Here is a 25,819-nt window from a genome sequence, read left to right on the forward strand (position 1 = left end):
GCCAACGGCGGCACGTCCCTGTGCCGGTCTTATCCTTATTCTGCAAACCAGGCCGCGGGCAGATCCGTCTGCAGCGTGATGGTTTTTATTTGCGTGTAGGCATTGAGCGTTTCTTTGCAGAACTCGCGGCCGATCCCGCTGTTCTTGTAACCGCCGAACGCGGTGCCATCGGTAATGTTCGAGTAGCGGTTGATCCATACGGACCCGGCTTCCAGCCGATCTGCGGTCGCCAGGGCGTTTTTCAGGCTGCGGGTGTAGATCCCCGACGCCAGCCCATATTCGCTGTCGTTAGCCTGGGCGATCATCTCGTCGTAGTCTGACCATTTGATCAGCGTCAGCACCGGCCCGAAAATTTCTTCCTGGCAAATGCGCATGCCATTTTCCGCAGCAAAGATCGTCGGCTCAATGAAGTAGCCATGCTCGCAGCCGGCGACGGCGCGGCGTTTGCCGCCGGTCAGCAGGGTGGCACCCTCCTCGAGGCCGGTCCGAATATAAGCCAGCACCCGCTCGCCCTGCTTCTCAGAAACCAGGCAGCTGACCCGGGATTGCTCGGCCAGCGGTGAACCGACGCGCACCCGTTCGAAAGCCGTCACCAGTTTGGCGCTGAAACGCTCGTAAATGTCCGCGTGGACGAACAGCCGGGTGCCCGCCAGGCAGGACTGGCCGTTATTGTGGATGGCGGCAAAGGTCACGTTGTCCACCACCGCGTCCAGGTCTTCGATGTCCGGGAACACAATATTGGGGCTCTTCCCGCCCAGCTCCAGCGTGACGGGCACCAGCCGCTCCGCGGCGGCCTTGGCCACCCGCTTGCCCACCTCCGTGCTGCCGGTGAACGAAAGCTTGCGCACCTTGCGGTTGCCGGTCAGCGCCGCCCCCGCCACGCTCCCGAGCCCGGTAATGATGTTGACGACGCCGGCAGGGAAAATGTTGGCGATCATCTTGCCCAGCTCCAGCGTGGAGAGCGAGGCGTTTTCATCGGCCTTCAGCACCACCGTGTTGCCGGTCACCAGCGCCGGTGCCAGCTTGAACGCCGCCATGATCGCCGGCGCATTCCAGGGGATAATCTGCCCGCAGACGCCGAGCGGCTCGCGTTTCGCCAGGCTGTAGCCGTCCGCGATGCTTCTGCCGCTGTCTTCGTGCCCCATGACAACCGCGGCGAAATAGCGATAGTGTCTGACCGCCGTTTGATAATCGCGGCGCACTTCGCTGATACAGCGGCCCACATCCCGCGCGTCGATTTGCGCCATTCTTTCCAGATCGCTTTCCAGCACATCCGCCAGCTGCGCCACCAGGCGAGCGCGGGCCTGCTGCCCTAATGCCTTCCAGGCGGGGAAAGCCGCTTCCGCCGCCAACACGGCGCGCTCGACGTCCCGTTCGTTGCAGTAGTGCAAATCCGCCAGGCGCTCCCCGGTCGAGGGGGAAATCACGGGATGAATGTCCGTGCCATCCAGCTCGAATACGCCGTTAATCAGTGGCCCGTAGGCTTTATCTAATGTCATTTCTGTTCCATTCTTCGCTAAATTAATGCAAACCGCCGCCGACGATCAGGCTCTCGCCGGTCACCCAACCCGCCTCGTCCGAGGCGAGATAGGCCACGGCCGGGGCGATATCCTCCGGTGTGCCGATGCGCCCCAGCGGGGTGATGGATTCAATGTGCGTTTTAAAATCGGTATCGAAAAAGCCGCTGTCATGCACGCCTTCCGTGATGACCAAGCCAGGATTGACCGCATTGACCCGGATCTTGCGCCCGCCAAGCTCATTGGCCAGCGTCTTGGTGATCGAGTCCACCGCGGCTTTGGAAGCGGTATAAACCAGCGAATTGGCCGGCGTAAACGAGGTCACGCTGGAGCTGATATTGACGATACTGCCGCCCGATTCAGGCATGGCGGCGACCGCCGCCTTGCAGCAATAAATCAGCCCTTTGACATTTAAATTGAAGTGCCTTTCATATTCCGCGTCGCTGAAGGCTTCCAGGCTATTGGTGGCATAAACCCCGGCGTTATTGACCAGCACGTCCAGGCGACCATACTGCTCGACAATGTTTTGCATCAGGCCGTTGACTTCGGCCTCAATGCCGACATTGGCCTGCAGCGGAAAAGCGACGCCGCCCTGCTCATTGATCTCTTTAACCAACCGGTTGGCATCTTCACGCCCGCGGGAATAGTTAATGAAAACCACGGCGCCTTCCGCCGCCAGGCGTTTAGCAATGGCGGCGCCAATGCCCTTTGAACTGCCCGTCACCAGGGCAACTTTATTTTCAAAGCGTTTCATTCGTCATTCTCCTCAGTGTCTGTGAAACTCGGGAGAAGATTACGGTAAATGTTCGCCATGCAGCATAGCGGGGCGAACATAAAACCTTATCGAACGAACAACTTTGCCCAAAAGAGAAGTGGCATTTTTAGAGTAAACGCGCGGCCAAAATGGTGCAGGCTAATAACAGAATGACGCCACCGAAGCATTTATTGATATAAATCCCAATGACCGGACGCCGTTTTATACTCAGCGCGATCTTTCCCGCCAGAAATACCATGGGAACTTCGATCAGAAACATGATGACGATGAGTTCAATGCCTAATATCAGCATCTGCATTCCCGGCCTGCCCGCCTCCACCCGAATAAACTGCGGAATAAACGCCAGCATGAAAATAATGGCCTTGGGGTTAAGCAGGTTGGTCAGCAATCCTTGCGAATAGAGCCTTTTGCGGCTTTTGCGCTCGCCGTGGCTTTCCAGGCCAATCGCATTTGCCTGGGTAAAAATGCCCAACCCGACCCACATGATGTACAGCGCGCCGCCGATGACGAAAAACTGATACAGCAGCGGCGAAGAGGCGATCAGCGCCGTGACGCCGGCAATCGCAAAACAGACGTGGCATATCACTCCGGTGACCGCCCCCAATACGGTAATCAGCCCCGCTTTCGTTCCCTGGCTGACGGCATTGGACAGTGCGCAAAGCATATCGGCACCGGGAATAAGCGTTAAGACGGCGGCCGAAAGGGCAAATAAACCCAGCGTGGATAATTCGATGACCATGATTTTCTCGCGTCGTAAATAGGCGCATTGTCGGCCCCCGTAAGTCGGCGAGATAGAACGATATTGCTCACAGGCAGCGATCGCGATAGCCGCGCGGCGTCACGCCGTAACTCGACTTGAACGCCCTGCCCAGGTGCGACTGATCGGCGAACCCGCAGGCGACGGCGATTTCCGCAATATCGCCGCCCCGGGATAGCAAAACCTTCGCCTGCTGCAGCCTAAGCTGCCGCTGATAGCGGCTCGGCGACAAGCCGAATGTTGCCGAGAACTGGCGGCAAAGGTGAAACCTGGACAGACCGGCGGCCTGCGCCAGCCTCTCCAGACGCACTTCCCGCGCCGGGTTATCGTGCAGATACTCTTTCGCCCTGCGCAAGCCCGGTGCGATGCCGGCATCTGCCAATGGCGCGCGCCGCGGGGAACACACCGCCAGCAGATCCGCCACACTGTGGCTCCAGGCCACCTCCCGGTCGAAACGGCTGGATTGCGCCGCGGTCAATATCGTCGCGGCCTCGCACAGCCGGTTTGCGAAAGGCGCATGGTCGATATGCTTCCCCTTCACTGCCGACAGCAGAGGCATCTCCATGTTTTCCGCCGCGTCCAGCAGCATCTCGTGGCTGGGGTAAAACATGAAATAATGGCATCCCTCTTCTCCCAGCACCGTCCCGGCATGCATCTGCCCCGGCGCGATGAGGCTGACTTGCCCACGGCTGACGATACCGTCGGCATCGCCTTTGGCGCTGTTGTTATTGGCGCCGCGCAGGACCACGCCAATCGACCAGGTATCATGCCAATGCACGTCAAACCGATGGTCTGAAAAGTCCGCAACGAGCAGTTCAAGCCCGCCCAATGCGTCAAAACGATGCATAAATGCCGAATTGCCCATCCTCTTTTACCCGATTGCCGGTTATCCACAGCGGCCAAAATAACACACAACGTACGGCGTGAAAGCCCTGCGCTCTGCACGAAAGCGGCTTTCTGAACGTCGGAAAAAAGGGGCCGCCTGGCCCCTTCACATTGTTCGTCTGCCTTCTTGCCTTGCCCTCATGCCGATTAATGTGGATTCATCGCGCCATAGTTCAACGGCTGCCAGTCGTAACCTTTCCCCTGTTTATTGATGTAGCCAAGGCCCGGGAAGGACAAATGCGCCCCTGCGACCAGCGCCCTTTGCTGCGCGAGGTCATCGAACAGCCGCTTGCGCTGCGCAACGGCGGCGGGGACGTCGATGTCATAGGCGATGGCGACATTCGGATCGGGAAACTGCACCGAGCCGACGTGGATCATATCCCCCAGAATCACCATCTTTTGCCCTTTGCTTTCGACGGCGAACACGCTGTGCCCTGGCGTGTGCCCACGCGTATCGATAGCCGAAATGCCCGGGGTGAGCGCCTGATTGCCTTCAAACGTTTTGAGTTTCCCCGCCGTGACGTAAGGCTGCAATGAGGCGATGGCGGCATCGAAGAAACGTTTATCTTTCTCTTCCGCCTGCCGCTTTTTCTCTTCGCTCAGCCAAAAAGCGACTTCGTCTTTTTCCACCCAGACGGTGGCGTTCGGGAAGGCGAGACGCTTGCCCGCCATCAACCCGCCCACATGGTCGGGATGCAGGTGCGTTAAATAAATCTCATCCACCTGCTCCGCCTGATAGCCGGAAGCGTTCAGGTTTTTCATCATTTTGCCCAGCGCTTCGCCATGCAGCGCGCCGGTACCGGCATCGACCAGAACCAGCTTGCTTCCGGTATTGATCAGGTAGGCGTTCACCGAGGTCGGTAACGGCAGCGACAGGTTGTTGGCCGCCATCGCCTTTTCAAGCTGCTGCGGCCGGGTGTTGATCAAGATTTTATCGGCGGGCATCGGGCTGATGCCGTCAGACAGGGCCGTCACTTCCACATCGCCCAGCATGATCCGGTAAAACCCGGGATTGTCTATTGTAGAAAAAGGCGCCGCGGCCATTGCAGCGGCAGAAAAAGCGGCGAAAAAGGCGCCAATAAGCAGATTGCGACGCATAGAAAACCTCATAACGATAAGAAAATACGGCTAAAAGCCCTGGGAATGCCCCCTGGCGATTTAAAACTCCTGCACGGTCGGCCTGATGACAATCTCACTCACGTCCACGTCCGAAGGCTGTTCGATCGCATAGGCGATGGCGCGCGCGATGGCATCGGCGGAAATTGCCTGGCTCTGGTAGAGCTCGCCGACAGCCTGCAAACTTTCCGCGTGCGAACTGCCCTGTTTCAGCTCGGTGTCGATCAGGCCGGGGGCGATCGTCGTGGTTCTGATCTTCCCGCCGACTTCGTGACGCAAACCTTCGGCGATCGCGCTGACCGCGAATTTCGTGCCGCTATAGACCGTGCCGCCGGGGCTGAACACCTTCTTGCCGGCAATGGAGGAAATGGTGATGTAATGGCCGAATTGCTGCTTTTCGAACAGCGGCAAGGTTGCCGCGATGCCGTACAGCACGCCTTTCACATTGATATCGATCATCCGTTCCCATTCATCGACCTTCACGGCACTCAGCGGTGCGATCGCCATCAGCCCCGCGTTGTTGACCAAGACATCAATCTTGCCAAACTGCCTGACGGTCTGGGCGATCATCGCTTCGACCTCCTGGCGCTTCGTCACATCCACCTGCAGCGCCAACGCGGTGCCGCCGTCGCCAACGATTTGCCGAACCAGCGCATCAAGACGATCTTTCCTGCGCGCCACCACCACCACCGTCGCCCCTTGCGCGGCCAGATGTAATGCGGTCGCCTCGCCCAGCCCGCTGCTGGCGCCGGTAATCACCACCACTTTGCCTGAAATACGGTTCATTTCTCGTTCCTCTTGTTAGGGTCAGTGCGAATACTTTATCCGCCGTTTACGCCCGGTAAATGGAAGTGTTATGCTTTTAGAATTCCATTTTTTGGAACAAAGAGGTCAACGTGCAAAACAGACAAGAAGCCTTGCGCATTTTCTGCGCCGCCGCCGAGGAGATGAACTTTAAACACACGGCGACCAGGCTCGGCATTTCCCCGCAAAAAGTCACCCGAGCCATCAAAGAGCTCGAGTCGGTGCTCGGTGAGCAGCTGTTCCACCGCAATACCCGCAGCGTGAGAATCACGGATTTCGGCCTCGGCTTTCTTGAGCAGGCCAAAACGGCGATGGATCAGTTGAACAGGCTGTTTCAGCCGCAGGGGAAAGCGGCGGAAGATCTCGGTGGCGTGGTGCGCATTACGGCGCCGCATACCTATGGCAGCGAGGTCGTCATGCCGATACTGGCGGAATTCGCGCGCCAGTATCCTGCGATTACGATCGAGTTCCACCTGTCGAATATCCACAGCGATCTGGTCGAAGAAAGAATTGATATCGGCATTCGCATCGGCTTTCTGCACGACCAAACCTGCATCGTTCGCCAGCCCAGAACCATGCCTTTCCATCTGGTTGCCTCGCCGACGCTGCTCGAACGCCTGCCGCCGCCGGAGCAGGTAGACCAACTCGCCCATCTGCCGATTGTCGCGCTGGTGAACCGCAAAACCGGGCGCTACTGGCCCTGGGAATTTAGCCAAAAACGTTATCTCTACCCGAAGTCCGCCGCCTTCGTCACCGACACGCCCGATATAGAGCGTAAAGCGGTGCTCGCCGGTTTAGGCTTTGGCCAACTGGCCGGGTATTTGGTTGAAAAACACCTCGCTGCGGGTGAGCTGGTAGCCGTTCTGCCGGGCGATGCCCCGCCGCCCTGGCCGGTGAACCTCTATCATACGCATCAGCACGCCTGCCCGGCGCGCGTGCGCGTGGTCTTTGACTATCTTTTCAATCAATTAAGCCAGGGCTAACCCCGCCTTACTCGCCCAATATTGCGCACTGCCGCTGGCATGCCGGCAATAAAAAAAGCGGCAATATCCGCGATATCGCCGCCTTTAATCTGCACGCCGCCGTGGCGGCCGCGATGCGCTACTGCTTGCGCTGCTCCGCCACCTGTTTGGCGGTGACGTTGCCCTGCTTATCGCCGAAGTGGCCGACCACGAAGTTGGCGACCGCCGCCACTTCCTCGTCGGAATAGGCGCTGCCGAACGCCGGCATCATTTCATGCCGATCGCCAATGCTGATGCTCGTCCCCTTCAGGATGGCCTGCACCACGCTGCGCCCCTGCGGATCGTTCACCGCCGTGCTGCCCACCAGCGACGCATACTCGCTCTGGCGGCCCGGCCCGTTCCACTGGTGGCATCCGCTGCAGTCGTTGGCAAATACCCGGCGCCCGAGCGAACTGTCTTGCCCGCCCGGCAGGATCGGCGTGGAGGCCCCCGCGCCCTTCGGCTGCAGGTTCACCGCCGCCGCGCCGTCGCCGGCGATCGGTTCGATATCGCGCAGGTATTTCACCAGCGCCAGATTGTCTTCCGACGTCAGGAACTGCAGGCTGTTTTCCACCGCTTCCGCCATCGGGCCGGCGGCGCTGCTGCGCCCCGGCGCATGGCCGGTGGCCAGATACTGCGACAGCTGTTGGTCGCTCCAGCCGCCGATGCCGGTCTGCTTATCCGGCGTGATGTTGGCGGCGAACCAGCCCTGCACCACTTCACCGCTCAGGTGCTTGCTCTGGTTGAGGCCGAACCCCAGATTGCGCGGCGTATGGCACTCGCCGCAGTGGCCCAGCGCCGTCGCCAGATAGGCGCCGCGGTTCCACTGCTCGTCCTTGTTGAGATCCGGCGCAAAGCGCTGCTCATGAAAGAACGCCAGGTTCCAGAATTTCATGCCCCAACGCTGGTTGAACGGGAACGACAGGTCGTTTTGCGGATTGGCCTGTTTCACCGGCGGCAGGCTGAACAGATAACCTTTGATCGCCAGCACGTCGTCGCGGCTCAGTTCGGTGTACGAGGTGTACGGCATCGCCGGATACAGGTTGCCCTGCGGGCCGATGCCCTCACGCACCGCGCGCACGAACTGATCGTCACTCCAGTTGCCGATGCCGGTCTCTTTGTCGGCGGTGATGTTGGTGCCGTAAATGGTGCCGAACGGCAGTTTGAAGGCGAAACCACCCGCATACGGCGTGCCGCCCGGCGCGGTGTGGCACGCCACGCAGTCGGCGGCGCGCGCCAGGTACTCACCGCGCGCCAGTTTATCGGTGATGCCGGCCGGCGCCCCGGCGATCGGCGCCGCAGGCTCCGCGCCGGTGGGCCGCAACAGCGTGTACAGCGCGTATCCTCCCGCCAACACCACCACGGCGATAATCAGCCATAACAGCCCTTTCAAGGCGTTGCTCATCGCATCTCTCCCTAACCCAACGCCTTGGCGGCCTGGTGGATGGCGGCGCGAATGCGCACATAGGTGGCGCAGCGGCAGACGTTGCCGCCCATCGCCGCGTCGATGTCCGCATCGCTCGGATCCTTGCTTTGCGCCAGCAGCGCGCTGGCGCTCATGATTTGGCCGGACTGGCAGTAGCCGCACTGCACCACATCCAGATCAAGCCAGGCTTCCTGCACCGCCTTGCCTTCCGGCGTGGCGCCCACGGCTTCGATGGTGGTGATTTTTTTGCCGACGGTGGCGGAGACCGGCGTCATGCACGATCGCACCGGCACACCGTCCAGATGCACGGTACAGGCGCCGCACATGGCGATGCCGCAGCCGAACTTGGTGCCGGTCAGGCCGGCTTCGTCACGCAAAAACCACAGCAGCGGCATGTGCGGATCGCCCTCGAAGGTCAGCGGCTGCTCGTTTACGGTTAATTGAATCATCAGGTTCTCTCCTTGTCAGACGCCGGGTTCGCGGTAGGATTATGCAGCGGCAGGCTCAGCGAGGTGCGCGGCCGCCCGAGCAGCGCCAGCGCGTTGCCGACCGCCGGGGCGATGGTCGGCACCCCCAGCTCGCCCACGCCGGTCGGTTTCTCGCTCGAGGGCACGATGATCACCTCGATCTCCGGCATCTCATCGATGCGCAGCGGACGGAAGTTATTGAAATTGGACTGTTCGACCACGCCGTCTTTCAGCGTGATGTTGCCGTACAGCGCCATGCTCAGGCCGTAGCCGATGCCGCCCTCGATCTGCGCGCGGATCACGTCGGGGTTCACTGCCACGCCGCAGTCCACCGCGCACCACACCTTGTGCACTTTCGGGATGCCGCCTTCGCCGATCGACACCTCGGCCACCTGCGCCACATAGGTGTCGAACGCCTTGGCGACGCCCACGCCGCGCGCGCGTCCGCCCACCACCTTGGCGCCCTGCCAGTCAGCGGCTTTCGCTACCGCGCGCAGCACGCCCGCCGCGCGCGGCGCATCGCCCATTAGCGCCAGCCGCCCTTCGACCGGATCCTGCCCGGTTTCCTGCAACAGCTGATCGATAAAGCTCTCCACCGCGTGGCCGGTGTGGGTGCTGGCCACCGACCGCAGCGAGGTGGTCGGCACCTTGCCCGGCACGATATGCGCATCGCAGCGGAAGGCTTCGAAGGTGTATGACACCTCGCTGGCGCCCTCGACCATCATCTGATCGAGGCCGTTGACCACCAGCGCATCCATCGCGCTGTGGCGCGTCCAGGAGTGGCCGACCACGGTATCGGTCCAGCCCACCACCTTGCCGCCGCGGATAGCCCCGCGCAGGCGGTGCAGGATCATCGGGCGATACCAGCCGTTGCGGATGTCGTCCTCTCGCGTCCATACCACCTTCACGCCGTGGCCGGGGCCGATGCCCTTGGCCGCCGCCGCCATGTCGGCCGCCAGATCCGGCCCCAGCGTCGGGTTGCCTAAATCGATGCGCCGGCCGAAGCTGCCGCCCGCCAGAATGGTTTCAATCTGCACCTTGTCCGGCGGCAACTCGAACAGATCGCACAGCTGCTTGTGATCGAGCGTTTGGATTTGGCAGCCGTAGCGCGCTTTGACGCTCTCGCCGTCCCAGAACAGATAGCCGTCCAGCGGCTCCATCGGCGCGTGGGCAACATAGGGGAAGGTGTATTCGGCCTCGATCACCTTGTCGGCCTTGTCGAACACCTCGTCCGGCTTACCGAGACTCTTCGCCACCACGCCGGTTTTCTGCGCCACCTGACGGAATTCGGCGTAGATCTCCTCGGTGTTGCGCCGTTCGGCCTGCGCGTCGTCCCACGTCACCTTCAGCCGCTCCCGCCCCTGGATCGCCGCCCAGGTGTTTTTGGCGTAAACCGCCACGCCGGTGGCGATTTGCTTCACCGCCACCACCCCCGGCACCGCCAGCGCCCGTTCGGCATCGAAGGTCGCCACCTTGCCGCCGAAGCGCGGCGGCTTCTTGATGGTGACGGTCAACATGTCCGGCTCATGGATATCCTGCGAGAACTGCGCGCTGCCGTTGGTTTTCGCCAGCGAATCGACGCGGTGCAGGCCGCGCGTTTTGCCGATCAGGGTGAAATTGGCCGGATCCTTCAGCGTCAGACTGGCGGGATCGGGCGGCGGCAGCGTGGCGGCCAGCGCGGCGAATTCGCCGAAGCCCGCCTCGCGCCCGCTGGCGGCATGGCGGATCTTGCCCGCCTGCACGGTAATTTCCTGCGCCGAGGTTTTCCAACTCTGCGCGGCGGCCTGCACCAGCAGCGCACGCGCCATGGCGCCCATGCGCCGCATCTGCTCATAGGCATTGGCCACCGAGCTGGAACCGCCGGTGCCCTGGAATCCGAAGGTCAGGTTTTTGTAGATATTGGTGTCCACCGGCGCGGCGACGACCCGTACCTGCGCCCAGTCGGCATCGAGCTCTTCGGCGACCAGCGTCGCCATGCCGGTATAGACCCCCTGGCCCACTTCGGTGTGTTTACTGATCACGGTGACGACGCCGTCGGCGCCGATCTGAACGAAGGCGTTGGCGTCAAACGCCGCCGCGCCGGAGGCGGCCGGGGCAGCCGAACGCGCCAGCGCGCCGGTGGACGGCAGATAGGCGCCGATCACCAACGCCCCGGCGCCGACGATAAACCGCCGCCGCGAAAGCGGAACTTGGGATATGCTCATTGCTCATGACTCCAAAAAAGCCGAAGGCGTCACTGCCTTCGGCGAAACAAATCTTGTTATGGGAATGGCTTGTCGCGCCCGTCAGGTGATATAGCGCAACAGAGCAATAATTAGCGTAGCCTATTATCCAGCAGGCCTAATCTTGATAAGGGATTTTTCGTTGAGGAATCGTGCGCTGCGGGCCATCGGTGCCAGGCCGCCGCTGGGCGCGTCTTTAAATGCATTTGTGCTATAAATGAAACACTTCCAATCTCTATGAGCCTTACCGCTATGTCGGAACACAAGAAATTTCGTTTGTATCGGCCGCTGCAAGGGTTAAGCCATACCTTTGGCGATCAATGGTTTGCCCTGAAAGCCGAAGCGTTCGCCCGCTTCTTCGGCACGCCGACTTTTTTGGTGGGACAAACGGTGGTGGTCGGCGTGTGGATCTATCTCAACCTCGCCGGCTTCACCAAATTTGACCCTTACCCCTTCATTCTGCTGAATCTGGCGTTCAGCCTGCAGGCCGCCTACGCCGCGCCATTGATCCTGCTGGCGCAAACTCGCCAGGCCGAGCGCGACCAGGCGCATGCCTTGGCCGATGCCAGGCACCGGGAAGATCTGGATGAGGCGATGGCGCAGCGGCAAACCCTGGCCGAACGGCAGTCCGAACAGCTGCTCGAGCTGCTGAAGCAAAATACGGAATTAACCGCCCTGACGAAGCAGATGGCCGAGCGCATTGAAAATCTCACCCTTCAGCTCGCCAACCGCGAGCGCCTGTAGCGGTGCCCTCTCTCAGTTCTGCGTTGTCGCCAGATAGGAGAAGACGCTGAGCAGGTTGATTTGCGCCGCCATGTTCTCGCTGTCGAAGGCCACGGTCAGCGCGTCCTGGCGCTGCACGCCGGGCACCAGGCTGAACAGATCCGCCAGCACCGGTTTGGCCGCCATCAGCGTCAGCCGATAAGGCGGCATGAAGCGGCGTTCCACCGGCAGCTTCCCGCCCTGGCGCACCTGTTGCATCGCCCGTTCACGGATCTCGGCGCGCGCCCGCTGCGGGCTGAGCGATTCGGCGGCGGTTTGCGAGATGGCACGCTTCACGCACACATAGCCAGACTGAGGATAACGCTCAGCAATCCAGCGTTGCAGCTCGTCGTCACCGCTCACCAGCCACAGCGGCACGTTCAATTCGGCCGCCGCCGCTGCATACAGATCGCTTTCGCCCACCGCTTCGCCGTTCAGGCTGACGCGGTAAAAGGCCCGGCCGTTGATGGTGTGCGCCAGCACGCCATGTTCGCCGGCAGCGCTGTGGTAGCCGATAAACATCAGGCCGTCGTAGCGTTGGTGTTGCAGCCCTTCCACCATCGACAGCCCGCGCGGTTTGCCCTGCACCAGCCGCGCGCGCCCATCGATACGATCGGCGCGCAGGTTCTGCATCATGGCGTGGCTATCGGCCACCGTCACCTCGGTGGCCCCGCCGGCGAAAGCGCCGTCGATGGCGGCGTTGACCTCCTGCTCCATCAGTTCACGCGCCGCCGCATAGTCGGCGTGGGCCGGGTTGCACTGCTCCGGCCGCATCACGCCGGCAATACCTTCGATATCCGCAGAGATAAAGACCTTCACATCACACTCCCGTTATTTAATTTACCGCCGCCAGGCGATCGAGCAGCGGGCCCAGCGCTGTGCGCGCATGCTGCTGGAAACCGCTGACGCCTTCGGCGCTCAGCAACGCATCCAGCACCGCGTATTCGGTGGCGTCCGCCGCCGCCGCAAACAGCGGCTCCAGCCTTTCGTCCGGCAGCGTGGCCCCCAGCAACCGGGTGGAAAACGCCAGCGCGATGTCGCCGGAGCCGTGCCCCCAATGGCTGCCCACCCGCCCCAGGCCGGCGCCCGCTCTGCGGGCGATGCGGTTCAGCTGGCGGCTGTCCAGCGCCCGATCGCAGGCGATGATGATAATGACCGAGCCGGCGTCCACCTGCGGCGGAGGATCCGCCAACAGCTTGCCCAGCGCCGGGCCAACGCGCACGCCGCTCAGCGTCAGCGAGTCGAGGGTGCCGAAGTTGGCCAGCACCAGCACGCCGAGCATGGTGCCTAATCCCGGGCAATAGCGCGAGGCGGTGCCGATGCCGCCCTTCAGGCCGAAGCTGCTCATGCCGCGCCCGGCGCCGACGCTGCCGCGCGCAAAGCGGGTGGAATGGTTATCCAGCGCGCTGAAGACGTGCTCCTCACGCACCGCCATCGCCTGAATATCGTTGAGGTAGCCGTCGTTGCACTCCAGTACCAGCGGGTTGATGGTGGCGCTGCCGCGGCCGATCTGCGGGTAGCGCAGGCAGCTGCGCCGCACCATGGCGTTGAACAGCGTGCCGACGGCGAAGGTGTTGCTCAGCAGAATAGGCGTCTGCAACTCGCCCAGCTCATTCAATTGCACCAATCCCAGCGGCTTGGCGAAGCCGTTGAGCACCGCGCTGCCGCACGGCAGCGGCTGGTTGAACAGATCGCCCGGCGGCACGATGGCGGTGACGCCGGTCTGGCATTCACCGTCGGCCAAAGTGTGATGCCCGACGCTGACGCCCGGCACGTCGCACAGGCTGTCGGTCGGCCCGGCCGGATAGCGCGCGCCCGGCAGGCGGCGATGGCGCCGCCAATAGCTCAGCAGATTATCGAGGCTTTGTTGTTCAAACACCTGGCTGTCTGTCATGGTTCCCTCATCCGCCGTTAGCCCATCAGAAAACCAGAATATCGCGCAATGCGCCGCGCCGTAAATTGAAAGCCGAAGGTGCAGGTAAAATTTACCGCCTAATGCATCCCCCGCCACACAATCTCCGCCCCCAACAGCAATAGCCCGCTAAAAAAGCAGCGGCGAAAAATCAGCGGGCTGCTGTGACGACGCACGATCCCGCCCAACCACATACCGCCCAGCGCCGGCAGCAGAGCCAGCAGCGAACCGCCGAGCAGTGCGCCGGGCAGCGCCTGATGCCAGGCTAATCCGGCGGCCAGCGCCAGCGTCGAGACGGTGAACGACAGCCCCAGCGCCTGCACCAGATCGTCACGCGCCAGGCCCAAGGCGTTCAGATAGGGCACCGCCGGTATGACGAATACGCCGGTGGCGCCGGTCAGCGCACCGGTCACCAGGCCGCACAGCGGCCCCAGCCAAGGTTCCGCTGTGGCGCTAACGCGCCAATCGAAACGGGTGAATCCCAACAGCGCATAGCCGATCAGGCAAACGCCCAGCGCCAACGGCGCCAGGCTGCCGTCGGTGGCGGTGAGCGCGCCGGCGCTCAGCAACGTGCCCAGCGTGACGCACAGCATCATCGGCCAGAGCCGGCGGCACAGCGCTCCCAGCCGCTGCCCGCACAGCAACTGCCACAGATTGGTGATCAACGAAGGCAACAGCAGCAGCGCGGCGGCCTGCCCCGGCGGCATCATCAGGCTGAGCAGCCCCATCGACACCGTCGGCAAGCCCAGGCCGATCGCCCCTTTGACCGTGCCGGCCAGCGTAAAAATGCCCGTCAGGGCGATAATCTCGAGTAACGTCAGCGGCATACGTCTATCCTTATGGCAATCAACGGCCCGATTGTGGCCGGCGGCGCGGCGCGGCACAATGCGGCAATGGCAGAGCCTGCCTGCGGCAAAGACAGAGGAAGAACGCATGCATTTTGACTTTATCGATCTGCGACTGTTGGCGGCGGTGCTTGAGACCGGCAGCATCACCGCCGGCGCCGAGCGCGTCGGGCTGTCGCTGGCCGCCGCCAGCGCACGCATGCGCGGGCTGGAGCAACAGGCCGGCGTGGCGTTGCTAACGCGCAATCCGCGCGGCGTCCAGGCGACGCCCGCCGGTGAGCGCCTGTTGCAGCACGCGCGCGTGCTGCTGCAACAGCGCGACCGGCTGCGGGGCGACATGGCCGAATTTGCGCCGGGCCAGCGCAGCCAGCTGCGCATCGTCGCCAATACCGTCGCCGCCGACGCTTTTCTGCCGGAGCTGCTGGCGGATTTTCTGGTGCTGCACCCGCACACCGACATCGCGCTGGAGGAGCTGCCCAGCCCGGTCATCGCGCAGGCGATCGCCGAACAGGCGGCGGATATCGGCATCGTGGCGGATCACGCCGATCTGCGCGGGCTGGCAAGCTATCCCTTCCGGCAGGATCGTCTGGTGCTGGCGCTGCCGCCAGGGCATGCGCTCAGCGGCCGCCGCACGGTCAGCTTCGCGGACACCCTGTCTTTTGAGTTTATCGGCCTGCCGGAAGAGAGCGCGCTGCAACAGCATTTGGAACAGCTGGCGATACGCAGCGGCGGTCCGATGCGGCTACGGGCGCGCGCCGCTAATTTCGACGCCATCTGCCGCATGGTGTGGCGCGGCGCCGGGCTGGCGGTAGTGCCGGAAGAGAGCGCCCAACGCCATCCAGAGATCCGACACGGCGCCCTGCCGCTGGCGGACGATTGGGCGACCCGGCATCTGTCGCTGGTGGTGCGCGAATGGGCGCAGCTGCCGCTGCCGGCGCAGCGGCTGGTGGCGTTCCTGCGCCAGGGGGAAATGATCTTACCGAGATTCTGACGGCAGACTAACTGGGTTATCCCCCACCATTTAACGTTTCAATGCAAAAAAAAGACGAAGGGCGCATAACGCGCCCTTTTGTTTACTTACCGGGAATGGCCGAACTTACTCGTCCTTCAGCCCGCGGTTGATCAGCATCGGTTCGATGCTCGGCTCTTTGCCGCGCCAGTCGATGTACAGCTTCTCCAGATCCTGGCTGTTGCCGCGCGACAGGATCATGTCGCGGAAGCGTTGGCCGTTTTCGGCGGTCAGGCCACCGTGTTCGGTGAACCACTGGAAGGCGTCGTCCGCCAGCATTTCCGTCCACAGATAGGCGTAGTAGCCCGCGGCGTAGCCGTTACCCCAGATGTGCTGGAAATAGCTGGAACGGTAGCGCGGCGGCACGTAGCTGAGATCGACCTTGTCTTTTTGCAGCGATTCGGCCTCGAACTTGTCCACGTCCTGCTGCGGCTGGTCGGCCGTCAGCATGTGCCAGTGCATGTCCAGCAGCGCGGCGGACAGCAGCTCGGTCATGCTGTAGCCCTTGTTGAACTTGTCGGCCTTCTTGATCTTGTCAACCAGTTCCTGCGGCATCGCCTCGCCGGTCTGGTAATGCTTGGCGAAGTGGCTGAACACTTTCGGATCGCTGACCCAGTGCTCGTTGAACTGCGACGGGAACTCGACGAAGTCGCGCGCGGTGTTGGTGCCCGACAGGCTCGGGTATTCCTGATCGGCGAACATGCCGTGCAGCGCGTGGCCGAACTCGTGGAACATGGTGATTACGTCGTCATACGACAGCAGCGCCGGCTGGCCCGGCGCCGGTTTGGTGAAGTTGGCGACGTTATAAATCACCGGCTTGGTGCCGTTAAGCTTCGACTGATCGACGAAGTTGCTCATCCAGGCGCCGCCGCCCTTGTTGTCGCGCTTGAAGTAGTCGGTGTAGAACAGCGCCAGCGATTTGCCGTCCTTGTCGAACACTTCATACACCTTGACGTCCGGCTGGTAGACCGGGATGTCCTTGCGCTCCTTGAAGCTGATGCCGTACAGCAGATTGGCGGCGTAGAACACGCCGTTGTTCAGCACGTTGTTCAGCTCGAAGTAAGGCTTGATCTGCGACTCGTCCAGATCGTACTTGGCCTTGCGCACCTGTTCGGCGTAGAACTGCCAGTCCCAGGCCTGCACCTTGAAATCGCCTTTCTGCTGGTCGATCACCGCCTGAATGTCTTTGGCCTCACGCTCGGCGCGCGCGGTAGCCGCCGGCACGATGTTGCGCATAAAGCTCAGCGCGGCATCCGGCGTCTTGGCCATCTGGTTTTGCAGTTTCCAGGCGGCGTAGTTCGGGTAGCCCAGCAGCTTGGCCTGCTCGGCGCGCACCTTGGCCAGACGAGAAATGGTCTGGCGGGTATCGTTGCCGTCGCCCTTCTCCGCACGCGTCCAGGAGGCGTCGAACAGCGCTTGGCGGGTATCGCGATCTTTCAGGCTCTGCAGCAGCGGCTGTTGCGTGGTGTTTTGCAGCACCAGCAGCCACTGTTTCTCCAGCTTGCGTTCGGCGGCCGCCTGGGCCGCCGCAGCCAGTTCGCCTTCCGACAGGCCGTCCAGCTTCGCCGGGTCGGTTATCGCCAGCGCGCCGTTTTTGCTCGCCGCCAGCAGTTTGTTGGTAAACTGGGTGCTCAGCGTCGCCGCTTCCTGGTTCAGCGCCTTCAGCTTGGCCTTGTCGGCGTCCGACAGGTTGGCGCCCGCCAGCTCGAAGTTCTTGTAGGTCACTTCTACCAGCCGGCGCGATTCCGGATCCAGCTTCAGCGCATCGCGATCCTGATAGATGGCCTTGATGCGAGCGAACAGCTTGCCGTTGAGCATGATGTCGTCGTTCAATGCCGCCAGCTTCGGCGAGGTTTCTTCATCCAGTTTCTGCAGCGCGTCGCTGGTGTTGGCCGAGGTCATGGCGCCGAACACGTTCATCACCCGCGTCAGCAGCGAACCGGCCTGCTCCAGCGCCACGAAGGTATTCTTGAAATTAGGCTTGGCCGGGTTGTTGGCGATCTTCTCCACCTCTTCCCGCTTTTGCTTGATGCCCGCTTCAATCGCCGGCGCGTAGTCGCTCTCCTTGATCAGGTTGAACGGCGGCGCCTGGAACGGCAGACGGCTTTGATAGAAGAACGGGTTCTGAGTCTTTTGCTTGTCGTGCTGATTGGCTTCACCGGTCACGGTAGCCTCCTTCGCCTGGCCGCTGGGCAGCGCGCTATGGTCGGCGTGAGGTTGGGTTTCTGCTGCCTGTGCCTGCGAGCCCAGCGCCATGCCGATCGCCAGCACCAATGTGGATAAACGCATCAAATCGAAACTCCTCCATGTTCACGGAATAAGGTCTCGGGGAATCGCTCCCTCTGAGTCACCTCCTAGCTTAGGTGCAGTTGGCAGTTTGAGCAAAAACAAGTGATTAGAAGTTGGCCGCCTCGCCAACCTGCTGTATCAGGAACGTCAGCAACGCGCACGTTTTGGCCGGCAGATAACGCCGGCCGGGGTAAACGGCATACAGCTGCAACGGCGCCGGCGGCAGTGCCAGCGGCACCTCAACCAAACGGCCGTCGGCCAGAAACGGCCGGCAGCCGAGCTCGGAAAGCATGGCGAACCCCACGCCGGCCAAGGCCGCCTTCAGCGCCATCTCCCCGCTGTTGACACGATAGCGCGTATTGACCGGGACGGTAACGAAGGTTCCGTCCGGGCGGATGAACTGCCACGGCATCCCCTTCAGCGCATTCACCGTGCTGATGCAGGGCAATTGCGTGAATTGTTCAATCTCCAACGACGGCGGCCACTGCGCCAGCAGCGCCGGAGCGGCCACCACGATGCAGGGGAAAGACGCCAGCGGCTGCGCGACATAGTCGCTGTCGTCCAGCATGCCCCGGCTGATCATCACCGCCAGATCGACATCGTCGAGCAGCGACGTCATACCCGCCAGGTTAGTGACGCAGCTGATTTCGATCTGCGGATGCTGCAGGGCGAACGCCGCCAGCGGCTCGCCCAACAGGTATGGCCCCACTTCATTGGGCACGCACAGGCGCAGCGGCCCGCGCAGCTGTTGCTGCCGTTCGCTGAGGGTTTGCGCAGTGTGTTCCAGCGACGCCAGCAGCGGCTGGGTGTGTTCATGCAACAGCTGGCCGTTCGGCGTCAGCCGCATTGAGCGGGTGCTGCGTTCTATCAATCGCTGCTCGAGCTGGCGCTCCAGCTGAGAGATATAGCGGCTGACGTTGGAGGTCGGCATCGCCAGCGCCCGCGCCGCGCCGACGAAGCTGCCTTGCTCCACCACCGCCACGAAGATGCGTAACAGGTTTAAATCCAATTTATCGCGCATGATTATCCCTGATTTGATAACAAACCATACCATTTCTACCATCTAATCCCGATCAACGCCAAGCGCTACACTGCCGGCCTGACTCTGCAACCGATAGATGCTTATGACACCCACGAGAAAGCTGACGGCGATAGCGCTGGTCATCGCCTTTATTCAGTTCACCAACGCACTGGAATACATGGTATTCAACCCGATATTCCTCTACATGGCCGCCGATTTTTCCGTGCCCGTCAGCTTCGCCGGCTATGTCAGCGCGGCCTATACGCTGGCCGCGGTGATTTCCGGCATCGGCGCATTTTTCTGGATCGGCGGCGTTGAGAAGCGGCGCTTTCTGATGCTCAACGTCACGCTGCTGGGCGTGACCACCTTATTAATCGCCACAACCCAGCAGTTTTACTGGCTGTTGGCACTGCGGCTGTTGGCCGGGCTGTTGGGCGGCACCACGATGGGCGTTGGGATCGGCTTGCTGCTCAACGCCGCACCGGCCGCACTGCACGGCAGAATGTTGGCGACGGTGATCGCGTCCTTTTCTTTGGTGAGCATTGTCGGCATGCCGGGCATGCTGTACCTGTGCGAAGTGGCAAGCTGGCGCGCCGCGCTGGTGACTATCGGCGGGCTGTGTCTGCTGGCGGCCGTCTTGGTCGCGCTGTTCGTTCCCAGGGATGCGCCGCAGCCACGGGCTACCGCGCCCGTCGCGCTCGATCGCCGATTGTTGCTGTTCGCCGCCGCCGCCGGCCTGACGCAGTTCAGCCCGATGCTGCTGATCCCGGTGCTGGCGCCGCTGCTCACCCAGCGGCTACAGGTGGCAGACGCGCATTTACCCTGGCTGTTTCTCATCGGCGGCGTGGCCGGCTATCTGGCGACCGTGCTGGCGGGCCGCTGGCTGCAACGCTTTAGCGCCGTGACGCTGACGGTGGGCGCCACGCTGTTGCTGCTGGGCAGCCTGTGGCTGGCGGCGCGCGGCGGCGATCGCGGAGAGCTGTTCATGGTCGCGTTTCTCGCGGCGGCCTATGCGCGGCTGGTGGCGATCTCTTCCCTGAGCATGCGCTGGCCGGACGCTCGGCAGCGCGCCGCCTTTGGCGTACTGCAAACCGCCCTGATACACCTGAGCGCCACGGCGGCCTTCTTGCTCTCCTCCGCGTTGCTGAGCAGCGGCCTCACCCCGCTTAGCCTGCAACGCCTGTTATGGCTGTGCGCGCTGAGCGCGGTCGCCGTCGCGCCGCTCAGCGTTTGGCTGCAGGCGCGGCTGCGTCAGCGCGGCGCCTGATAAACCACCTTGCCATCCACATAGGTGCGATAAATGTTACGATCGTCTCCCAGCGTCATCAGCACGAACCCTTGTTCCGCCGACGTGGCGCTGTTGGCGTAGCGCAACTGCTGCAGCGGCGTGACCGCCGGATCGAGCACCACGAAATCCGCCTCTTTGCCGACGTTGAAGTTGCCGATTTTGTCGTCCAGCGCCAGCGCGCGGGCGCCGCCCAGGGTGGCGTGATAGAACGCTTCTACGGCGGAGAGTCGGTAATGCTGCAGCTGGCCGACTTTGTACGCCTCGTCCAACGTGCGCAGCATATTGAAGGTGGTGCCGGCCCCCACGTCGGTGCCGATGCCGAGCTTCACTCGCTTGCGCCAGGCCTGCTGCAGGTCGAACAGCCCGCTGCCGAGGAACAGGTTGGAGGTGGGGCAAAACGCGATCGCCGAGCGGGTCTCGCACAGGCAGTCCCACTCCTGCTCCTCCAGGTGCAGGCAGTGGGCGAACACGCTTTTGCCGCCGGTCATGCCGTAACGATGGTAAACGTCCAGATAGCATTGGCTCTGCGGGAACAGCGATTTTACCCAGGCCACTTCCTGCGGATTCTCGCTCAGGTGCGTCTGCAGCCAAACGTCGGGGAATTCTTCGCGCAGCCGCTGCACCTGCGCCAGCAGCGCCGGGGTACTGGTGGGCGCAAAGCGCGGCGTAATGGCGTAACCGAGGCGGCCTTTGCCGTGCCAGCGTTCGATCAACTCACGCGTCTGGCGATAACTTTGCTCCGGCGTTTCCAGCAGCGCCTCCGGCGCATGGCGATCCATCATCACCTTACCGGCGATCAGGCGCATATTCAGCGCTTGCGCCTGGGTGAACAGCGCATCGACCGACTGCGGGTGCACGCTGCCGAACACCAGCGCGGTGGTGGTGCCGTTGCTCAGCAACTCCCGCAGAAAGAAGGCCGACATCTCGTCGGCGTGCTGTTCGCAGCCGTAACGGCTTTCGGTCGGGAAGGTGTAATTGTTTAACCACCCCAGCAGCTGGTCGCCATAGGCGCCAATCATTTCGGTTTGCGGATAGTGGATATGGGTGTCGATAAAGCCCGGCACGATCGGTTTGTCGCGATACTCCGTGACCGCGAAGCCCGGCGGCAACAGCGCCTCACCCTGCTGCCAGCTGCCGAACCAGACGATGGTGCCCTCGTTGAGCAGCAACAAACCGTCGGGAATGTGCCGCAGGCGTTCGTCGAGCTGTTGCGCTTCCTCCACGCAGGCGGTGATATCAAAAAAATTGCCACGAATAGCCGTGGTGAATTGCAGTGCCATTATTTTCTTCCTTGTGACGACCGGCCAAGCTCACCCGCGTAATAATCTTCGCTGATGAAACAATGCCTTTATTACCCAAACTCAAAGCCCGGGTTAAGCATAGCAAGCCGTGTGCCAATAGGCGGCCATAAAATACATTTACATTTAAAAACAGAGACATATTAATTTAATCAAAGAAAACCAATCGATGAAAAAGAATAAAACGCGCGGCGTTCTTCAACGGCAGACCAATAGCAACCGTTTGCTTGTCGGAATAACACCCCGCCGCTGCACCTTTACCGGGCAAGCGGATATTTTCGCGGCCGTTGCGGTTATTTCAACGCGATACAAAGCGGTCTGCCGTATTCCGCAGGCCACCCGACAAACTTGAAACGATAACCATTCTCAATTATCATCCGCGCATCTTTTTGACCAGCAATGCGAAAACCATGTCCGCCACCGCTTCTGCCCAGCACACCGCGCTGTCGCGCCTTTACGCCACCCACCATGCCTGGTTGCAGGGATGGCTGCGCAGGCGGCTGGGCTGCGCTTTCGACGCGGACGATGTGGCGCAGGACACCTTCATGCGCCTGCTGAAAAGCGACGCCGCGGCAACCCTGCGCGAGCCGAAAGATTTTCTGGTCACCGTCGCCAAGCGGGTGATGGTCGATCTGTTTCGCCGCAGAACGCTGGAGCGCGCCTATCTGGAGATGCTGGCGCTGATCCCGGACGGCTATGCCCCGTCGCCGGAGCAGCGCCAGAGCCTGCTGGAAAGCCTGCAGCAGATAGACGCCATGCTCGACGGCCTGGGGCCGAAGGTGAAACAGGCCTTCCTGCTGTCGCAGCTCGAAGGCCTGGGCTATGCGGACATCGCCGTACGCCTCGGCGTGTCGGTCAGCTCGGTTAAAAAATACATGGCCAAGGCCACCGAGCATTGCCTGCTGTTCAGCCTGGAAAACGACGTTTTCTCATGAGCACCGCCATCACCCCCGAGCAGCGCCAGGCGCTGAAAATGGCCGCACACTGGTACGCCCTGCTGTGCGATGAGCACGTCACCGACCGCCAGCGCCAACAGTGGCAAGCCTGGCATCAGCAGCATGACGATCACCGCTGGGCCTGGCAGCGCGTCGAAGCGTTGCAGAGCCAGCTGCAGGGCGTACCGGGCAAGTTCAGCTACCGTGCGCTCGATCGCGCCGGCCGCCAATCGGCGATCGATCGCCGCACCCTGCTGAAAAGCCTGCTGCTGTTGCTCGGCGTGGGCGGCGGCGGCTTCCTTTACCAGTCGCCGCTCGGCCGGGAGCTGCGCGCCGACTACCGCACCGCCACCGGCGAGATCAAACCCATTGTGTTAAGCGACGGTACCCAGCTGGTGCTGAACACCGCCAGTGCGGTGGACGTGCATTACGACGATCGCCAACGGCTGATCCGCCTGCACGCCGGGGAGATCAGCCTGGTTACCGGACGCGACCCCCGGCCGCTGTGGGTGCAAAGCCCACAGGGGGCGATGCGCGCGCTCGGCACCCGCTTTTTGGTACGTGAGAGCGGCGGCGAGACGCGCCTGACGGTGCTGGAGCATGCGGTCGAAGCGCAGCTGGCGCAGGACGCGCGGCAAACTCGCCGGGTGGAGGCCGGAGAACAGATAAGCTTCAGCGCCGCGAGCTTCAGCGAAAAGCAACCGGCTGCGGCGGAGGACGGCTGGCTGCGCGGCGTGCTGAGCGTCAGCCAGTGGCGGCTGGACCGGGTGATCGCCGAACTGGCGCGCTACCGGCGCGGCCATCTGAGCTGCGATCCGGCCGTCGCCGGCCTGCGCGTTAGCGGCAGTTTCCCGCTCAACGATACCGATCGCGCCCTCGCCCTGCTCAGCCAGACCCTGCCGGTGCGCCTGCAGAGCTTTACCCGCTACTGGCTGCAAATCGTCCCCGCCTGAATCTTTTTAAATGAAAATGATAAAAAATCGCATTCTTGATTGTCCCTTTTGCTTTGCTCATCCGACTCCCAGGAAAACACTGCAGCAATAAATAAAAAATGATTCAGGAGAAGGTATGAACAACGCTTGGGGAAAGGGAGCGCCGGCTTCGCTTTGGGGAAAACGGGCCACGCCGCTGGCCGTGGCCATTGGCCTGGCCTTCGCCGCACCGCTGACGGCGAGCGCCGCCAGCGCCGCTGCAACCTATCACATTCCGGCCGGTGAGCTGGACGGCGCGCTGAACGCGTTCGCCGCGCGCGCCGGCATCGCGCTCTCGGTGGACGGCACGCTGACCGCCGGTAAGCGTTCGCCGGGCCTGAGCGGCAGCTATGGCGTCGATGACGGCCTGAACGCCCTGCTGGCCGGCAGCGGCCTGCAGGCTAAAGCGCTCGGCAACCACGGTTACACGCTGGCCAAACTGCCGCAGCCGCAGAAGGAAGAAGACATCACCGTGGTCGGTGACTGGTTGGCGGAAGGCCGTCAGGTAGACGTGTTCGAACATCCCGGCGCACGCGACGTGGTGCGCCGCGAAGAATTCGCCAAAACCGGCACCACCACCGTGCGCGAAGCGTTGAACCGCGTGCCGGGCGTGGTGGCACCTGAGAACAACGGCACCGGCAGCCATGACATGGCGCTGAACTTCGGCATTCGCGGCCTCAACCCGCGCCTCGCCAGCCGCTCCACCGTGTTGATGGACGGCATCCCGGTGCCCTTCGCCCCTTACGGCCAGCCGCAGCTGTCGCTGGCGCCGGTCTCGCTCGGCAATATGGATGCGATTGACGTGGTGCGCGGCGGCGGCGCGGTGCGCTACGGGCCACAGAGCGTCGGCGGCGTCGTCAACTTCGTCACCCGTGCCATCCCGAAAACCTTCGGCATGGAGGCCGGCATGCAGGGGCAGCTCAGCCCGACCTCGCGCCAGGATCACCCGAAAGGCACCGGTAACCTGATGATCGGCGGCACCGCCGACAACGGCCTCGGCGCGGCGCTGCTCTACTCCGGCACCCGCGGCAGCGACTGGCGCGAACACAGCGCGACCAAGATCGACGACGTGATGCTGAAAAGCCGTTACGCCCCGAACGAGGTGCACACCTTCAACAGCCTGCTGCAATACTACGAAGGCGAAGCGGACATGCCGGGCGGCCTGAGCCGGGCGGACTACAACGCCAACCCGTTCCAGTCCACGCGCCCGTACGACAAGTTCTGGGGCCGGCGCCAGCTGGCGAACTTCGGCTATCAGTATCAGCCGGATCAGCAGCACAAGTTCGACGTGCAGAGCTTCTACACCTACACCCTGCGCAGCGGCTATCTGGATCAGGGCAAAAACCTGACGCTGTCGCCGCGCGAATACTGGGTGCGCGGCGTGGAGCCGCGCTACAGCCAGAGCTTCCGCTGGGGCGATTCGGCGCATGAGGTGGGCGTCGGCTACCGCTACGTCAGCGAATCCACCCACGAGTTGCGCTACACCAGCAAGGCCAGCACCGGCCGGCTGCCGTCCACCGCCAGCCCGTACGATCGCGATACCCAGTCCGGCACCGAGGCGCACGCCTTCTATATCGACGATCGCATCGATATCGGCGACTGGACCATCACGCCGGGCATGCGCTACGAGTACATCAAGTCGTATCAGAACAACTACATCAAGAACAACCGCCTCGACGTCAGCTATAACGCGCCGCTGCCGGCGTTGAACGTGATGTATCACCTGAACGAATACTGGAACCTGTACGCCAACACCGAAGGCTCCTTCGGCACCGTACAGTACAGCCAGATGGGCAAAGCGGTCGACAGCGGCAAGATTGAACCCGAGAAGGCGCGCACCTGGGAGCTGGGCACCCGCTACGCCGGCGATGCGCTGACCGGTGAGATCGGGCTGTTCCTGATCAACTTCAACAACCAGTACGACTCCAACCAGGTGACCGACAGCGTGACCGCGCGCGGCAAAACCCGCCACGCCGGGCTGGAAGGCAGCCTGCGTTACGATCTGTCGCAGCTGACGCCGAAACTGGACGACCTGACCGCCTACGCCAGCTACGCCTACGTCAACGCCACCATCCGTGAAGACGGTGGCTACAAGGGCAATCAGGTGCCGTTCTCGCCGAAGCATAAAGGCACGCTGGGGCTGGACTACACGCCAGGCAACTGGGCGTTTAACCTTAACGGCGAGTTCCAATCCAGCCAGTTCGCCGACAACGCCAACACCGTGGCGGAAAGCGCCGACGGCAGCACCGGCCGCATTCCCGGCTATATGCTGTGGGGCGTGCGCGCCGCCTATGATTTCGGCCCGGAAATGGCCGGCCTGAATCTGGGCGTCGGCGTGAAAAACCTGTTCAACCACGAGTATTTCACCCGCGCCTATGACGACAATAACAAAGGTCTGTACATCGGCCAGCCGCGCACGATCTATCTGCAAGGCTCGGTGAAGTTCTGACACTCAGCGGCGGGCGCACCTCATCGCGCTCGCCGCTTCATCCATAACGTGACATTGTCACCCATCCATT

23 protein-coding genes are annotated in these 25,819 nt (G+C 62.3%); 8 read left to right on the forward strand and 15 right to left on the reverse strand.

What is annotated here, in order from left to right; genetic code table 11:
• Nucleotides 1-35: 35 nt before the first annotated feature.
• The 6 genes from ACJ8HT_RS16400 to ACJ8HT_RS16425 form a co-directional block, all read right to left on the reverse strand.
• Complete coding sequence (locus ACJ8HT_RS16400; protein WP_194572621.1) at nt 36-1,499, reverse strand: aldehyde dehydrogenase family protein; 1,464 nt, start codon at nt 1,497-1,499, stop codon at nt 36-38.
• Nucleotides 1,500-1,521: 22 nt separating this feature from the next.
• The gene (locus tag ACJ8HT_RS16405; protein WP_033634470.1) at nt 1,522-2,271 is read right to left on the reverse strand and encodes an SDR family NAD(P)-dependent oxidoreductase; all 750 of its coding nucleotides are present in this window, start codon (nt 2,269-2,271) and stop codon (nt 1,522-1,524) included.
• A 127-nt stretch (nt 2,272-2,398) separates the two neighbouring features.
• On the reverse strand, nt 2,399-3,031 hold the full coding sequence (locus ACJ8HT_RS16410; RefSeq protein WP_197653480.1) for a LysE family translocator: 633 nt from the start codon (nt 3,029-3,031) through the stop codon (nt 2,399-2,401).
• 67 nt (nt 3,032-3,098) lie between these two features.
• Nucleotides 3,099-3,914, reverse strand: coding sequence for an AraC family transcriptional regulator (locus ACJ8HT_RS16415; RefSeq protein ID WP_350429864.1), 816 nt, complete (start codon nt 3,912-3,914; stop codon nt 3,099-3,101).
• 167 nt (nt 3,915-4,081) lie between these two features.
• Entirely contained in the window at nt 4,082-4,927 is an 846-nt protein-coding gene (locus ACJ8HT_RS16420; protein WP_228286094.1) for an MBL fold metallo-hydrolase, read from the reverse strand.
• 165 nt (nt 4,928-5,092) lie between these two features.
• Nucleotides 5,093-5,836 carry an SDR family oxidoreductase gene (locus ACJ8HT_RS16425; RefSeq protein ID WP_159317992.1) on the reverse strand — a complete coding sequence of 248 codons (744 nt, stop codon included), beginning with the start codon at nt 5,834-5,836 and terminating at the stop codon, nt 5,093-5,095.
• A gap of 110 nt (nt 5,837-5,946) precedes the next feature.
• Between ACJ8HT_RS16425 and ACJ8HT_RS16430 the strand changes: the two genes are divergently transcribed.
• Nucleotides 5,947-6,837: a LysR substrate-binding domain-containing protein gene (locus ACJ8HT_RS16430; RefSeq protein WP_197653479.1), complete on the forward strand. Its 891-nt coding sequence runs from the start codon at nt 5,947-5,949 to the stop codon at nt 6,835-6,837.
• Between the two features lie 118 nt (nt 6,838-6,955).
• Here the strand turns inward: ACJ8HT_RS16430 and ACJ8HT_RS16435 are convergent, their stop codons facing one another.
• The 3 genes from ACJ8HT_RS16435 to ACJ8HT_RS16445 are packed head-to-tail and all read right to left on the reverse strand — an operon-like array spanning nt 6,956 to nt 10,952.
• Nucleotides 6,956-8,260, reverse strand: coding sequence for a c-type cytochrome (locus ACJ8HT_RS16435; RefSeq protein WP_197653478.1), 1,305 nt, complete (start codon nt 8,258-8,260; stop codon nt 6,956-6,958).
• Between the two features lie 11 nt (nt 8,261-8,271).
• A complete protein-coding gene (locus tag ACJ8HT_RS16440) occupies nt 8,272-8,730 on the reverse strand; it encodes a (2Fe-2S)-binding protein (RefSeq protein ID WP_194572628.1) in 459 nt (152 codons plus the stop codon).
• On the reverse strand, nt 8,730-10,952 hold the full coding sequence (locus ACJ8HT_RS16445) for a xanthine dehydrogenase family protein molybdopterin-binding subunit (protein ID WP_057523674.1): 2,223 nt from the start codon (nt 10,950-10,952) through the stop codon (nt 8,730-8,732). Before ACJ8HT_RS16445 ends, ACJ8HT_RS16440 begins: the two co-directional genes overlap by 1 nt.
• 270 nt (nt 10,953-11,222) lie before the next feature.
• Between ACJ8HT_RS16445 and ACJ8HT_RS16450 the strand changes: the two genes are divergently transcribed.
• On the forward strand, nt 11,223-11,714 hold the full coding sequence (locus tag ACJ8HT_RS16450) for a DUF1003 domain-containing protein (protein ID WP_171555241.1): 492 nt from the start codon (nt 11,223-11,225) through the stop codon (nt 11,712-11,714).
• Between the two features lie 12 nt (nt 11,715-11,726).
• Here ACJ8HT_RS16450 and ACJ8HT_RS16455 read toward each other — a convergent pair whose 3' ends face one another.
• From ACJ8HT_RS16455 to ACJ8HT_RS16465, 3 genes are all read right to left on the reverse strand, one after another.
• Entirely contained in the window at nt 11,727-12,551 is an 825-nt protein-coding gene (locus tag ACJ8HT_RS16455; protein ID WP_197653477.1) for a M55 family metallopeptidase, read from the reverse strand.
• A gap of 16 nt (nt 12,552-12,567) precedes the next feature.
• On the reverse strand, nt 12,568-13,626 hold the full coding sequence (locus ACJ8HT_RS16460; RefSeq protein ID WP_194572630.1) for a P1 family peptidase: 1,059 nt from the start codon (nt 13,624-13,626) through the stop codon (nt 12,568-12,570).
• A 98-nt stretch (nt 13,627-13,724) separates the two neighbouring features.
• Nucleotides 13,725-14,471, reverse strand: coding sequence for a sulfite exporter TauE/SafE family protein (locus tag ACJ8HT_RS16465; protein ID WP_197653476.1), 747 nt, complete (start codon nt 14,469-14,471; stop codon nt 13,725-13,727).
• Nucleotides 14,472-14,577: 106 nt separating this feature from the next.
• Between ACJ8HT_RS16465 and ACJ8HT_RS16470 the strand changes: the two genes are divergently transcribed.
• Nucleotides 14,578-15,480 (forward strand): LysR family transcriptional regulator, encoded by a 903-nt coding sequence (locus tag ACJ8HT_RS16470; protein ID WP_197653475.1) that lies wholly within the window; start codon nt 14,578-14,580, stop codon nt 15,478-15,480.
• Nucleotides 15,481-15,585: 105 nt separating this feature from the next.
• Here the strand turns inward: ACJ8HT_RS16470 and dcp are convergent, their stop codons facing one another.
• Nucleotides 15,586-17,787, reverse strand: a complete 2,202-nt coding sequence (dcp, locus tag ACJ8HT_RS16475) for a peptidyl-dipeptidase Dcp (RefSeq protein ID WP_060419080.1) — start codon at nt 17,785-17,787, stop codon at nt 15,586-15,588.
• Nucleotides 17,788-17,893: 106 nt separating this feature from the next.
• On the reverse strand, nt 17,894-18,808 hold the full coding sequence (locus ACJ8HT_RS16480; protein WP_197653474.1) for a LysR family transcriptional regulator: 915 nt from the start codon (nt 18,806-18,808) through the stop codon (nt 17,894-17,896).
• A gap of 103 nt (nt 18,809-18,911) precedes the next feature.
• Between ACJ8HT_RS16480 and ACJ8HT_RS16485 the strand changes: the two genes are divergently transcribed.
• The gene (locus ACJ8HT_RS16485; protein ID WP_197653473.1) at nt 18,912-20,075 is read left to right on the forward strand and encodes an MFS transporter; all 1,164 of its coding nucleotides are present in this window, start codon (nt 18,912-18,914) and stop codon (nt 20,073-20,075) included.
• Here the strand turns inward: ACJ8HT_RS16485 and guaD are convergent.
• Nucleotides 20,060-21,376, reverse strand: a complete 1,317-nt coding sequence (gene guaD / locus ACJ8HT_RS16490) for a guanine deaminase (protein WP_197653472.1) — start codon at nt 21,374-21,376, stop codon at nt 20,060-20,062. The two genes, ACJ8HT_RS16485 and guaD, sit on opposite strands and share 16 nt — an antisense overlap.
• 187 nt (nt 21,377-21,563) lie before the next feature.
• Between guaD and ACJ8HT_RS16495 the strand changes: the two genes are divergently transcribed.
• The 4 genes from ACJ8HT_RS16495 to fecA all read left to right on the forward strand — a co-directional run bounded on the left by ACJ8HT_RS16495 (nt 21,564) and on the right by fecA (nt 25,749).
• Nucleotides 21,564-21,746 carry a hypothetical protein gene (locus tag ACJ8HT_RS16495; protein WP_194572634.1) on the forward strand — a complete coding sequence of 61 codons (183 nt, stop codon included), beginning with the start codon at nt 21,564-21,566 and terminating at the stop codon, nt 21,744-21,746.
• 58 nt (nt 21,747-21,804) lie between these two features.
• The gene (gene fecI / locus ACJ8HT_RS16500) at nt 21,805-22,329 is read left to right on the forward strand and encodes a ferric citrate uptake sigma factor FecI (protein ID WP_194572635.1); all 525 of its coding nucleotides are present in this window, start codon (nt 21,805-21,807) and stop codon (nt 22,327-22,329) included.
• Nucleotides 22,326-23,282: a ferric citrate uptake sigma factor regulator FecR gene (fecR, locus tag ACJ8HT_RS16505; RefSeq protein WP_197653471.1), complete on the forward strand. Its 957-nt coding sequence runs from the start codon at nt 22,326-22,328 to the stop codon at nt 23,280-23,282. Before fecI ends, fecR begins: the two co-directional genes overlap by 4 nt.
• A gap of 115 nt (nt 23,283-23,397) precedes the next feature.
• Nucleotides 23,398-25,749, forward strand: a complete 2,352-nt coding sequence (gene fecA / locus ACJ8HT_RS16510; protein ID WP_197653470.1) for a TonB-dependent Fe(3+) dicitrate receptor FecA — start codon at nt 23,398-23,400, stop codon at nt 25,747-25,749.
• The last annotated feature ends 70 nt before the right edge of the window (nt 25,750-25,819 follow it).

It is taken from the genome of Serratia sp. CY44782 (assembly GCF_052168715.1).
Classification (GTDB): Bacteria; Pseudomonadota; Gammaproteobacteria; order Enterobacterales; family Enterobacteriaceae; genus Serratia; species Serratia nevei.